The following is a 13,803-nucleotide window of genomic DNA, read 5'->3' as shown; positions in this document are numbered from 1 at the left end:
AAATGTAAAACTTTATAAATCAGTAGTTTCGAAATTGTTTACAAAATTGTGAATAACTATAATAGATTTTTTCTAAAATATGTCTTCTTAGATCGTAGTTTTGACATGAGATTATTGAACGAAATTTTATTAAGTTTTTTGAAGGAATCATGTGCAAATCATGAGCTTTTATATACTGTAAATTAGCCCTGCTAATAAGCCAGAATACCTTTTCTTCGTTTCAATGACTTTTGCTTTCGCATAAAAAGTAATGGTCATGGATACCTACTTTTACAGATTTTCGATGAGAATTTGTGATAAATCCTACCATAAGTGTTTATGCTTTTGATCTTTGTTCCATTATTAACACAACAGCAGTATGAGTATTTTTAATAAGCGGCTAAATTATAAGCCTTTCGAGTATCCCGGAGTTCTAGATTTTACAGATGCTATTAATCAATCATTTTGGGTACATTCTGAAGTAGATTTTACAGCTGATGTGCAGGATTTTCACACTTATCTAAATGAAGGTGAAAAGGATGTTGTTAAGAAAAGTTTGTTGGCTATTGCACAAATTGAAGTTGCCGTAAAATCATTTTGGGGTGATCTTTATAAACACTTACCAAAACCAGAATTTAATGGTTTAGGAAGTACTTTTGCTGAATGTGAATTTAGACATTCACAGGCCTACTCAAGACTTTTAGAAGTTTTAGGATATAGTAATGAATTCGCTAATGTTGTAGAAGTACCTGCGATCAAAAAACGTATTGAGTATTTATCTGAAGCGCTAGAGCATACCAATGCAGACGATCCTAAAGATTATGTATCGTCTTTAATATTATTCTCCATCTTAATTGAAAATGTATCGCTTTTTAGTCAATTCGCGATCGTATTATCCTTTAATCGTTTTAAAGGAGTGATGAAGAATGTGAGTAATATTATCGCATGGACTTCAGTAGACGAGCAAATTCATGCCAATGCAGGGATCTACATTATTAACAAGATACGTGAAGAATATCCAGATTATTTCAATGAAGAAATGATTCAGAAGTTAAATGACATCATCAAAACTTCTATAGAAGTAGAGGGAGAGATTTTAGATTGGATTTTTGAAAACGGAGAACTAGAGAATATCAATAAAAAGAATCTAATGGATTTTATGAAATTCCGTTTAGATGATAGTTTAAAAAGCATCGGACTTCCAAAATTATACAACATTAGTGCAGCTGAATATCAGCCAATGTTGTGGTTCGAAGAAGAAGTTTTTGCAAATAGTTTAGATGATTTCTTTGCAAGACGTCCCGTAGATTATACCAAGCACGATAAAAGTATTACAGCATCAGATCTTTTTTAAATAAGCGCCAAACATTAAAACTGAAATTCCCATGACGACAAACGTACAAACTCAGCCTCTAATTGCAGACGAGCCTAAAAACAAAAGACTTTGGTGGCTTAATGACGAAAGTCAGCAGATCTTAAATCGTGGCTATTTATTAAAAGGAGAAACGGTAAAATCTGCTATCGAGCGTATCGCAAACGCTTCTGCAAAAAGATTGTACAAACCAGAACTTGCTGAAGCTTTTATTGAAATGATAGAGCGTGGTTGGATGAGTTTAAGTTCTCCAATCTGGGCAAATATGGGAACCGAACGTGGATTACCAATTTCATGTTTTAACGTGTATGTACCAGATAATATTGAAGGAATTACGCATAAACTTGGCGAGGTGATCATGCAAACCAAAATTGGTGGAGGAACATCTGGATATTTTGGTGAATTACGTGGTCGTGGAAGTGCTGTTACTGATAATGGGAAGAGTAGTGGAGCAACAAGTTTTATGAAGCTTTTTGACACTGCTATGGATACTATTTCTCAGGGTGGTGTGCGTCGTGGAGCTTTTGCTGCTTATTTAGATATCGATCACCCAGATATTAAAGAGTTTTTGGAAATCAAGAATATCGGGAATCCTATTCAGAATTTATTTAACGGTGTGTGTGTTCCAGATTACTGGATGCAAGAGATGATTGAAGGTGATAGTGAAAAACGTGAAATTTGGGCTAAAGTTTTAGAAAGTCGCCAACAAAAAGGTTTACCGTACATTTTATTTAAAGATAATATTAACCGATTTAAGCCACAGGTTTATAAGGATAAAAACAGAACTATACATTCTAGTAATCTTTGTTCTGAAATTGCTTTGCCTTCTACGGAAGACGAATCCTTTATCTGTTGTTTATCCTCTATGAATCTTGAATTATATGATGAGTGGAAAGATACTGAAGCGGTTAAACTAGCTGTTTATTTCTTAGACGGAGTATTACAGGAATTTATTGCTAAAACTGAAGGAAATCATTATTTAGCTTCTGCAAATCGTTTCGCCAAAAATCACCGTGCACTTGGATTAGGAGCTATGGGATGGCATTCTTACTTGCAGAAAAACAGAATTCCTTTTGAAGGAATGCGAGCTAAAGGATTAACGCATCAGATTTTTGAAGATATCAGTGCTAAAGCTACAAAAGCGAGTAAAGAACTGGCAACTATTTATGGAGAGCCCGAAATACTTAAAGGCTATGGTTTAAGAAACACCACCTTAATGGCAATTGCGCCAACAACTTCATCTTCAGCAATTCTAGGACAAACATCACCAGGAATCGAACCTTTCAGTAGTAATTACTATAAAGCAGGACTTGCTAAAGGTAACTTTATGCGTAAAAACAAATACCTGAAGCAATTACTTGAAGAAAAAGGCTTGGACAACGAAGATACCTGGAGAAGTATTATGTTGAATCATGGTAGTGTTCAGCATTTGGAAACGCTCACTCAGGAGGAAAAAGATATCTTTAAAACTTTTAAAGAGATTAGTCAATTAGAGATTATTCAGCAAGCATCGGTAAGACAGAAGTTTATCGATCAGGCACAAAGTTTAAATCTTAATATTCCTGCGGGAGTAGCGGTAAGAGATGTAAACCAGTTAATGATCGAAGCCTGGAAATTAGGAGTAAAAACCTTATATTATCAAAGAAGCCAGAGTGTTTCTAAAGAATTCGTTTCGAACATTGTAAACTGTTCGAGTTGTGAAGCTTAATTGAAAGCGCAAAATATTTAAACTAAAAAAACCACCTCAGAAGGTGGTTTTTTTGGTTTATAATTTACCCTAATTAATCTTATTAAGATTTTCGCTTATTCAAGAGGTATTTTAATGCTCCTGTAGACCACAATGCCCAAAGAATAAGGACAGGCTGAAAAAATAAACGAATCAATCGCTTTTGATCGGTATCTAATCCAAATGCATCGATCCCGTTGGTATATTGAGATATGTTTCCGGGGAAAATTAATACATAAAATATCGCTAGAAAAATACCGATTTTCACCTTTTTACTTACCCAGAATATAAGGCATAATCCCAATGAGATTTCCATTATTCCAGAGGCCAGTACAATAATATCCATAAATTCTGGTGAGTTTGGCAACCATCTTGGTACTTGAGCCTGAAATTCTCCTCGCTGAAAAGTAAGGTGACCAATCCCCGCAAAGGTCATCATGCTACCCAAAAGTACACGCATTATATTTTGAAATAATGAAGTTTTCATATTTTAAATCTTTTAAGATTAAATCGTTTACGATATAAATATACAAAGATTATTTCTTTCTGAAATTTAATAGGATTAAAATTCTTAAGTAATTTCGATTTATTTTTTGAATAAAGTACTTTAAAAAGGGATAGATATCTTCCTAGAATCTAGAAACCAAAGATCACATATTTAAATTACGCCTAATCTCAAGCGCTAACATTTCTCTAATAAAGCTTTAGAATAATGAGTTAATATTCTCTATCTACCTCAGTTTTAATAGAATTTTAAGTCAAAAATCCTTCAAGAAAAATTACATTGAAAATAAACAAAAAAGAAAAATTGATATGAAAGTTTTAATTATTGGAGCACACGGAAATGTGGGAAAAAGAATTTCTAAAAAGATGAGTGCTTCTAAAGAATTTGAGCCAACGGCATTTATTAGAAAACCAGAACAACGCTCTTATTTTGAGGATATGGGTGTCGCTACGGTTGTCGAAAGTTTAGAAAATACTCCAGAGGCTATAGGAGAAGTTATTAAAGATTATGATGCGGTAGTTTTTTCTGCAGGATCTGGCGGAAAAACAGGTGATGATAAAACAATCGAAATAGACTTAGACGGTGCTATAAAGTCCATCAATCAGGCAGACAAACATAACGTAAAGCGTTTTGTAATGGTGGGCGCATCGCATACCGACGATCGTTCCTACTGGGGGAAAGTGGACGGCATGAAACCGTACTACACGGCAAAACATTATGCAGATATGGAATTAAAGCGTAGTAATTTAGATTACACCATTTTACGTCCTGTGGCATTAACCGACGATGAGGAAGCGGGAAAAGTTACAATGGCTAAAAGTCCTGATGGTGTAGCTACTGAAATTCCTAGAGAAGCGGTTGCTGAAACAGTTTTGGCAGTACTGAACAATCCAAAATCAGTTGGAAAAATTATTGAAATGAGTAAAGGAGATCACGAAATCACTGAAGCTTTAGATCAATTTCTAGCTTAGAATAAAGAATTGCATCTTATAAAAAACCGCTAAGATATCTTCTTAGCGGTTTTTTTGTTTCAACCTAAATCTAAGAGGTTTTAATCTTTTCAGGTGATGAAAATACTTATTCCCACAATTAAAAATTAATAAAGAGGCTGACTTTCTTTTATTTATAAACCGTATTTTTTACATTTAATAAGTTTAAGCCAAAGGCTAAGCTAAATTGTTGTCTACTTTAATCTTAATTTAAATGATGTTTAGAAAACTTTTCACGGTTGGATTACTACTAATAGCATTCTCTGGGTTTGCACAGGAAGATCTAATTATAAATACTCAAAATAGAGAACAGATTTCCCTAAATGGTACCTGGCATTATATCATCGATCCATACGAAACGGGTTTCTATAACTATCGTTATAAAGAGAAAGGAGAAAAGGATGCCGAGGCTTACTGGAATAATCCAAATCCGCATCAAAAAACCGACAGAAAAGAGCATGGGTATAGCGATAAATACTCGATAGAGGTTCCGGGAGATTGGAATTCGCAAGACGATGTTTTTAAATATTACGAGGGAACGGTTTGGTATCAGCGAGAGTTTGATAAACCGGAATTGGCAAAAAATGAGCATGTTTTTCTATATTTTGGCGCGGTAAATTATGAAGCACATATTTATTTAAACGGAAAAAAATTAGGCATGCATAAAGGTGGTTTTACGCCTTTTAATTTTGAAATGCCTAGTGATTTACTTCAGGAAAAAGGGAATTTTCTAGTCGTAAAAGTTGATAATAAACGCCACAAAGACGAAATTCCTACTTTAAATACCGATTGGTGGAATTACGGCGGAATAACTCGAGACGTCAAATTAGTGATTACGCAACAAAATTTTATTCAGCAATATGCATTACAACTCGATCAGGATCAGGATATCGAAAAATCTATAAAGCGTAAAAAATTCAAGCTTTCAGGACACATTAAATTAAATGTTTCTTCCGAGGAAAAAGTTACTATTGAAATTCCTGAAATTGGCTTAAAAGAGAAAATTGATATTAGTGATTCTAAAGCTTCATTTAGTTTTGATGCTAAAAAAATTGAATTATGGTCGCCTGAAAATCCAAAGCTCTACGAAGTTGAATTTACTTTGGGAGAAACAACTTTGACCGACCAGATCGGCTTTAGAAAAGTTGAAGTTTCTGGAAAAGAAGTTTTACTGAATGGTAAGGAGATTTTTATGCGCGGTATAAGTCTGCATGAGGAAGTAGCTCCTGAAATTCGCCGTGCGAATAGTATGGACGATGCTAATAAATTATTTGGTTGGGTTAAAGATCTAAATGCAAATATGGTCAGGTTGGCTCATTATCCACATAATGAATATATGACGAGAGCAGCAGATGAACTCGGAATTTTAGTGTGGAGTGAAATACCAGTGTATTGGACGATTGATTTTGAAAATAAAAAGGTACTGGGAAAAGCCCAAAAACAGCTTGAAGAAATGATTGTTAGAGATCAAAATAAAGCCTCGATAATCATTTGGTCTGTGGGTAATGAAACTCCGCTTAGTGATGCCAGAAACGACTTTATGAAACAGTTGGTTATGGATGCTAAAAAAATGGACAGTACACGACTAATTTCGGCTGCGCTCGAGGTTCGTTACAATCGAGGTACTAATTTTATTGATGATCCATTGGGGGAATATACAGATATCGTGTCGGTTAATGAATATTTGGGATGGTATGGAGACTTGCCTGGCGCAAAAGAGAACTCTAAGTGGGAAACAAAATATAACAAGCCACTATTTTTTAGTGAAACCGGTGCGGGAGCCAAATCTGGTTTTCATGCCGATAAAGAAACAAGGTGGAGCGAGGAATTTCAGGAATGGTATTACGAAGAAACGTTGAAGATGATGGAGCAAATGCCAGATAATTTTATGGGATTGTCTCCTTGGATTCTGGTCGATTTTAGGTCTCCAAAACGTAACAATCCAAAATATCAGGAAGGTTGGAATCGTAAAGGTTTAATCGATAATGAAGGAAATAAGAAAAAAGCCTTTTTTACACTAAAAAAATATTACGAAGAAAAGGAAAAAGAATATCAGGATTAAATAACGATTCTGAATTTTATAAAGCGCTAATCTGATAAGGTTAGCGCTTTTTGTTTTTACTATATTTTCAAATTTGAATTATTTGAGCGTGTTTCTAATTGCTGAAACGAGTTTTACTGAAACCTTAATTTTTAGCTATTTCTTAATATTGGAGATCAATGCTTAATAAAGACATAAAGAGAAATTCGCTATGTGAGATTACTTTCGCGCGCTATGATGAAGCATATAATCCCTACTAAAATTGCTTTACTGTTCGTGCTTTTTTCACACACCTTGCTGGCACAACAAATGAAGTTTAAAACCTTAACTACAGATGAAGGTTTATCAAATAACTCTGTAAACGATATTATTAGCGATGAAGATGGCCGACTTTGGATTGCCACCTGGGACGGCTTAAATGTTTATGATGGCAATCAAATTCAGGTTTTTAAGCATCAATTTCAGGATTCGACAAGTATTGCCGGCAACGTAATTCTGGCGTTCAAGAAAGATAAAAACGGTCGTATCTGGATGTTGAATGATAATAATTCCATCTCATATTATCAGGGGGACGGAGTTTTTAAAAATTTCAAATTAGATCAAAATGCAGAAAATCTTCGCTTAACAAAATCTGGAGAAATAGCCGTAAAAACATCGAATAGCTATTTCGCTTGGCAGAATAATCATTTTCAAGCAATTTCTGGAGCAGCACTGCAAACGGAAAATAGTTACAAGCCTTTACAAAAACTTTTAGAAGATCAATTTCCTAATGTTTTAGTTAATGATGTTTTAAAAGATAGAGAAGGAAATATTTGGTATGCTTCTCGAAAAAATGGATTGTTTTTTATTGCGAACACACCACAAAATCTCAATAATCAACAAATAACACAATACACTTACGATCCATATTCGCCCTACAGTTTTGCCAGTAACGAGATCGAAAAGCTTTATGAGGATGATTTTGGGAATATTTGGCTGGCGCATAAGGATGGTGGTATTAGTATGACCTATCGCGGAGCCGAGCAAATTACCACGGTTACTCCGCATCCCAAAAGATATCCGCATTTACCAAACGAAACTATTCGAGGAATCACCAAAGATCAATCAGGATCGGTTTGGCTTGGCTATTACAATCATGGATTATTTTATTTCAGCAAGAAAACAAATTGCTACGTTCCGTTTTCGATTCAAGAAGCATTGCTGAATTCAGACTGGAACAGGATTCGGAGTTTATATACCGATTCAGAAGGAATTATTTGGGTAGGAACTTATGCCGGAATTATTAAGATTGAAAATCACCAATATTCGCTAATTAGCGCTGAAGATTTTGAAAACTTTCCCGCGAATAGAAATTACTCCTTTTTTGAAGATTCAGTTGATTTATGGATTGCCTGTTGGGGTGGCGTTGCAAAATATAATAGAAAATCAAAACGGTTTGAAGAATTTAAACATCAAGAGGAATTAGCATCGTTTCATGTTCGACAACTCATCAAAAAAGATGATACTTTAGTATTAGCTACCGAACATAGCGGCGTCATATTTTTTTCAACAGAAAAAGGAATTTTAAAAACTCTTGATACCGAAAACGGACTACTGGGAAACAGTGTGTATAGTTTGTATCAGGATTCAACGAATGACGGATTGTGGATTGCAACTTTAGGTGGTATTAGCATTTATAAAAATTCTGAAGGAATAACTAAAAACCTAACCGAAACTGATGGATTACCAAGCCATATGGTGTATAGTTTATTGGCGAACGGAAATGAAGTTTGGATAAGCACCACCAAAGGGATCGCATTTATTAATAAAAAAAGCTATGCTATAAAGCAGTTGCCAAAAGAGCAAGGCTGGCAGGCACAAGAATTTTCTGAAGGAGCTTCGTTTCAAGATGCAAAAGGAACTTTGTTTTTTGGAGGAATAAACGGACTCAGTTTTTTTCAGCCAGATGCGTATCATTATACCAAAAAACCAACTAAGTTTTTTCTAAAAGTAGATGGTAAGGAAAATTATTCCGCAGAATTTACAAAAGAATATCATCAAAACTCAGTTGCGGTGACAATTACTCCCATAAGCTATACAGGCTTGCCCCAAACTATTTGGTATAAGTTAGAAGGCGCAGATTCCGATTGGAAAGCTTTTAAAAATTCAGAAATTGTTTATCGTCATTTACAGCCGGGAGATTATAGTTTTAAAATTACCAGCAATAAAAAGGAAGATCAGGCAACTCAGTATTTTCAGCTTCATATCGAAAAACCATTTTATCAGACGTTTTGGTTTTATGCAGCTTGCATAGTACTCCTAATTCTAATAGGAATATGCTTTTCGGTTAGAAGAAATAGAGTTGCAAAAAAAATCAGAAATCAGTTAGAGAAAAATATAGAAGAACGAACTGCGGTTATTGCTTCTCAGAAAAAAGAATTAGTAGATGCCAATAAGAATCTAGAGCAGAAGAATGCTGAGATTGCTAAACAAAAAGAGAAACTTTTAGCATTGCATCGCGATGTTAAAAATAAAGATTTTGAAGTTGAAAAATTTCAGACCTTCTTTTTATCAGACTTTAAATCGAAATTGAATAAAATAGTAGCACTTTTAAAATCAGAAGAAAATGATACCAAAAGTGTTGAAAATGAATTAACGAAGCTTATCGAAGATATTTCAGAATGGGATTATCTCGATCAGATATCAGAACTTGGAGAAAGTGTTCCCGTACAAATTGATTTTGAAGGTTTTATTACCAAAATTTATCAGCAAATAAGCGATAATCAATATAATACCGAGACGAGTTATAAATTTTCTAAGATTTCTGTGGATATTTTAGTGGCTTTAGATGTATTGCGATTCCGATTATTACTACGATATCTTATTATTGAAGTTTTTAAATATTCTGGGAGTAATGAAAAATGCCATTTACAAACTAGTTTACATGCGAATAAAGCGATTGTTGAGTTGAAGGCTTCGAGTGAACTTCTTAAAAAAGAGTGGCAAAATATCACGAATTTTAGTCCGTATTACAAAGCATTTCAATTATTACTGAAAGAAATAAGTGGCGAGATTGAAGTGAAATTTACTGAAGATCTTGAAATTACGCTACAAATTCCTGTAACTTCAGTTAAAAATCAATCGGAGGCTTCGGGAGTTCTTCAATATAAACATTTACAGCAACCTAATAACGACGATAAAAGCTATATGCTTGTTTATTGTGAGGAAGACGATATTAGTTTTTTAAGTCAGCTATTAAATTCGAAAGATCGAGCCTTACTTTTTGAGCATGATTTACACGGAATAACATCTGCTATACATCAATGTTATGTGGAGACTATTATTATTTATAATATTCCTTTTTCAAATGATTTCGAGCAAGTGTTGCATCAGCCAGCATTACAGCGTATACCGAGTTTATATATTTCAGAAACGATTAGCCTTTCTATAGAAGAACGCGCAATCGAGAATGGCATTAATGCTATAGCTAATTTACCAACTAGTTCCGATTTATTGAATAAGAAGATTGCAATGATCACCAATTCGCAAAAGCAAGCATATTCAACCAAAATAGATCGTATAACAGAAAAACTAGATCGAGAAAATGTCGTTTTGAATCCGCACGAGAAAACGGTAAAAAAAGCTCTGAAAATTATAGAAGAAGAACTCGATAATCCCCAATTCAATGTAGATAGTCTTTTTAAACGTTTAGAAATTTCCAGAACTAAAGTGTATCGAGTTTTTAAAGAAATTCTACAGCAATCACCATCAGATGTGATTATAAATCTTCGATTACAGAAAGCAGAGAATTTATTGCTAACCGGAAACTTAAATATTAGCGAAATAAGTTTTGAATGTGGCTTTAACGATCCTAAATACTTCAGCAGATTGTTTAAAAAACATTATGGTGAAAGCCCTAAGCGCTATAAAAAGCATATCCAGAATACACTTCAAGATTACTAAGAGATTAGCCCAATGTTATGCCAGTATTACTGTAACTAAACTGCTAATTTTTAAACCTAAATAGCACCTATTTTGCATCAATACTGAACTTTTTTGGAACAATAGTCCAGTATTGAAACCTTCTCTGAACCTACTTTCGCTCAAAATCTTAAACTATTTAAAGAACATGAAAAATTACTATTTGTTTTTGCTTTTTAGCATTTTATGTGTGTCGGGCGCCATGGCTCAATACACGCTAAAAGGAACAGTAGTCTCAAAATCGGATGGGATGCCACTTCGGGGGTTACAATTGTTGCTAATAATAATGGTAACGGAACGGTTACTGATTTTGATGGTAACTTTCTCTTAGAAGTTAACGAGGAAGAAGGAAATATCACTTCAAGTTATATAGGCTTTAAATCTCAAACTATAAATTATAGCGGTAATGAGACTTTTGAAATTGCTTTAGAAGAATCTGTTGATGCCTTAGATGAAATTGTACTTATTGGTTACGGTTCTTCAGAGAAAAGAGACCTTACTTCAGCAGTAGCTTCAGTAGGAAATATGGAGAATTTAGAGAGCCGCCCGGTTTCAAATTTCTCTGATTTTTTACAAGGAAACTTACCTGGGGTAACAGTTACCCAAGATGGTGGAGATCCTTCTTCGTCTTCTAATATTACCATTCGCGGTTTAGGAACGTTGAATGGACAAGAACCGTTAACTGTTGTTGATGGTGTTCCTTATTACGGACCTCCTATAAATCCAAATGATATAGAATCTGTAAGTGTTTTAAAAGATGCAGCTTCTGCAGCTATTTATGGTGCACAAGCTTCCTCTGGAGTAATTGTAATTCAAACTAAAAAAGGAAAAACCGGGAAGATGCGTGTAAATCTGGATACTTATGCAGGTTTCCAATCAGCAAATAATCTACCAACTCCTCTTAATGCAGAAGAAAACAATTTTGTATACAATACCGCAGCCGATAATGCAGGAGCTTCTAGAGTATCTGCGCACAATCCAGAGAAAAATCCTTGGGGAGCGGTAACTCGTACCGATTGGATGGACGAAATTTTTAGAGATGCAGCTATTTATAATGTGAATGCAAATATTAGTGGCGCTTCTGAAAAAGCAAGTTATTTAACCTCTTTTGGGTATAATAAAGTAGAAGGCGTACTAAAAGGTACAAGTAAAGATCGATACTCTTTTCGAGTGAAATCTGACTATGATTTTAATGACAAAATTACCATTGGTGAGAATGTATATTTCTCAAAATCTGAAGCAGTTGGTACGAATACTTCGAATGGATATTCAGGAGCAATTATCAATGCTATTTATATGCCGGCAGCAGCAGATGTTTATAATGAAGACGGAACTTACCAGGGTGTAGTGCCACAACGTTTATCAGATTTTGGTGGTGCGTATGGTGATGTTTACAATCCTGTAGCATTATTGGAACGTCCTACGATTAGCAATCCTGTAAATTACCTGAATGCTAACGTGTATTTAAACTATGATATTCTTGACGGCTTAAGCTTTAAGACCAATTATTCTTATGCTTTAACCGATACTAAAAGTAAGCGTTTTCAGCCTAGAGTTCCAGAAATTGGAAGATCTGATGCTCAAAATTATTTATACCAAAGTTATTCTAATGAGAACCGTTGGATCTGGGATAATCAGTTAAACTATAAGAAGTCTTTTGGGAAACATAATTTAGATCTTACCGCAATTTATTCTTCTCAGCATACCGATTATGAGTATTATTACCAGGAAGGTAGAGGTTTTGCAAACGAAGGAGAGTTTAACCATTATATGGGAAATGCAACTTCTCTACAGCCTGCACAAACCGATGTGTATGAAGATGTTTTAACATCAGCCATAGGTAGAGTAATGTATAACTTCGATCGTACGTATTATCTATCTGCGAGTATTCGTAGAGATGAAACTTCCAGATTGGCTCCAGATAATAAATCAGATTATTTCCCATCGGTTTCAGGAGCGGTACGTTTGTCTAATTTACCGGCAATCGAAGACATCAACAATCTTAGCGATTTAAAACTAAGAGCTTCTTGGGGGCAGATAGGAAATATCAATACAGTAGGTTACTACTCTTTTGATGTGCCAATGCAAACAAGTTTAGCCGTAATGGGCGAGCAAGGTACTTATGATTCTAACGGATTGTATTTAGGTCGCCAATCAAATTCAAATTTGAAATGGGAAACTTCAGAATCTTTTGATTTAGGTTTAGATGCTAGTCTATTTAAAAATAAGCTTAGCATTACTGCAGATTACTTTTCTAAGAAAACCAAAGGGATGATTATACCAGGTTTAGCTGATGCTCATCAAGGTTTCGAAGCACCAGATGTAAACGGTGGCGAAGTGAAAAACACAGGATGGGAGCTATCTGTTTCTTATACAGAAAAGATAAATGATTTTAGCTACAACATCTTTGGTAATATAAGTCAAATCGATAATGAGTTAGTGAACTTAAACGGTTACAATGATGCAGGAATCGATTTTATTCAACATAGTAATGATGTGAGAGGTGTTTTAAGACCTTTTAGATCTGCAGTAGGAGAGAATTTATATTCTTACTATTTGGTGCCACAAACCGGAATATTTCAGTCTCAAGAAGAAATTAATGCATATACCAATAATAACGGTGATTTAATTCAACCTAATGCAAAACCTGGAGATTTCAAATTTGAAGATACAAATGGAGATGGTAAAATCGATAGTGGTGACCGTAAATTCTCAGGAAGTTACTTACCAGATTTTACGTATAGTTTCGGTTTGAATTTCGATTACAAAAATTTCGATTTAAGTGCATTATTCCAGGGAGTTTCAGGAGCAAAAGCATTTAATGCTTACAAATATTCTACTTACAATGCTTCTTTACAAGGTTATAATTTAGATAATCGTGTTTTAAATGCGTGGAGTCCTGAAAATACAGGGTCTGATATTCCAAGATTAGCTACTAGCGATGATAATTCAAACTTCGGAACTAATTCTACATGGTACTTAGAAAATGCTTCTTACCTGCGTTTGAAAAATATTACGCTAGGATACACATTGCCGACAACTACGATGAATAGCATTTTTGAAGGTTCTTCCTTAAGAATTTATGCTTCAGCTGATAATGTGTTTACCATTACCGATTACGAAGGGATGGATCCTGAAGTAGGTAACAACGGGCTAGATGTAGGTAGATATCCATTGTCTTCTAAATATGTAGTTGGTTTATCCTTATCATTTTAATGTCAACAATAAATC

Annotated in this window: 7 protein-coding genes; 6 read left to right on the top strand and 1 reads right to left on the bottom strand. The window is 34.5% G+C overall.

Going from position 1 to position 13,803, the window contains the following annotated elements; translation table 11 throughout:
* Positions 1–358: 358 nt before the first annotated feature.
* Positions 359–1,333 carry a ribonucleotide-diphosphate reductase subunit beta gene (locus QWY91_RS07905; RefSeq protein ID WP_290233460.1) on the top strand — a complete coding sequence of 325 codons (975 nt, stop codon included), beginning with the start codon at positions 359–361 and terminating at the stop codon, positions 1,331–1,333.
* Positions 1,334–1,364: 31 nt separating this feature from the next.
* Positions 1,365–3,059, top strand: a complete 1,695-nt coding sequence (locus QWY91_RS07900; RefSeq protein ID WP_290233457.1) for a ribonucleoside-diphosphate reductase subunit alpha — start codon at positions 1,365–1,367, stop codon at positions 3,057–3,059.
* Between the two features lie 82 nt (positions 3,060–3,141).
* On the opposite strand, the gene QWY91_RS07895 is transcribed toward QWY91_RS07900, so the two are convergent.
* On the bottom strand, positions 3,142–3,564 hold the full coding sequence (locus QWY91_RS07895; RefSeq protein WP_290233454.1) for a DoxX family protein: 423 nt from the start codon (positions 3,562–3,564) through the stop codon (positions 3,142–3,144).
* Between the two features lie 326 nt (positions 3,565–3,890).
* Between QWY91_RS07895 and QWY91_RS07890 the strand changes: the two genes are divergently transcribed.
* The 4 genes from QWY91_RS07890 to QWY91_RS07875 all read left to right on the top strand — a co-directional run bounded on the left by QWY91_RS07890 (position 3,891) and on the right by QWY91_RS07875 (position 13,788).
* Positions 3,891–4,553, top strand: a complete 663-nt coding sequence (locus QWY91_RS07890) for an SDR family oxidoreductase (protein WP_290233451.1) — start codon at positions 3,891–3,893, stop codon at positions 4,551–4,553.
* A 232-nt stretch (positions 4,554–4,785) separates the two neighbouring features.
* Complete coding sequence (locus QWY91_RS07885; protein WP_290233448.1) at positions 4,786–6,633, top strand: glycoside hydrolase family 2 protein; 1,848 nt, start codon at positions 4,786–4,788, stop codon at positions 6,631–6,633.
* Positions 6,634–6,846: 213 nt separating this feature from the next.
* Entirely contained in the window at positions 6,847–10,554 is a 3,708-nt protein-coding gene (locus QWY91_RS07880; RefSeq protein WP_290233447.1) for a two-component regulator propeller domain-containing protein, read from the top strand.
* 204 nt (positions 10,555–10,758) lie between these two features.
* Positions 10,759–13,788: a SusC/RagA family TonB-linked outer membrane protein gene (locus tag QWY91_RS07875; protein ID WP_290233444.1), complete on the top strand. Its 3,030-nt coding sequence runs from the start codon at positions 10,759–10,761 to the stop codon at positions 13,786–13,788.
* Positions 13,789–13,803: the final 15 nt, after the last annotated feature.

It is taken from the genome of Zunongwangia endophytica (assembly GCF_030409505.1).
Lineage (GTDB): Bacteria > Bacteroidota > Bacteroidia > Flavobacteriales > Flavobacteriaceae > Zunongwangia > Zunongwangia endophytica.
Note: the sequence above shows the minus strand (reverse complement) of the source record. Positions and strands in the feature narration are given on the sequence as shown.

Bases quoted from the DNA above. Each gene is read 5' to 3' on its own strand.
- QWY91_RS07885 (WP_290233448.1), top strand. From the start codon at position 4,786: ATGATGTTTAGAAAACTTTTCACGGTTGGATTACTACTAATAGCATTC.
- QWY91_RS07880 (WP_290233447.1), top strand. From the start codon at position 6,847: ATGATGAAGCATATAATCCCTACTAAAATTGCTTTACTGTTCGTGCTT.
- QWY91_RS07895 (WP_290233454.1), bottom strand. From the start codon at position 3,564: ATGAAAACTTCATTATTTCAAAATATAATGCGTGTACTTTTGGGTAGC.
- QWY91_RS07905 (WP_290233460.1), top strand. From the start codon at position 359: ATGAGTATTTTTAATAAGCGGCTAAATTATAAGCCTTTCGAGTATCCC.
- QWY91_RS07875 (WP_290233444.1), top strand. From the start codon at position 10,759: ATGTGTGTCGGGCGCCATGGCTCAATACACGCTAAAAGGAACAGTAGT.
- QWY91_RS07900 (WP_290233457.1), top strand. From the start codon at position 1,365: ATGACGACAAACGTACAAACTCAGCCTCTAATTGCAGACGAGCCTAAA.
- QWY91_RS07890 (WP_290233451.1), top strand. From the start codon at position 3,891: ATGAAAGTTTTAATTATTGGAGCACACGGAAATGTGGGAAAAAGAATT.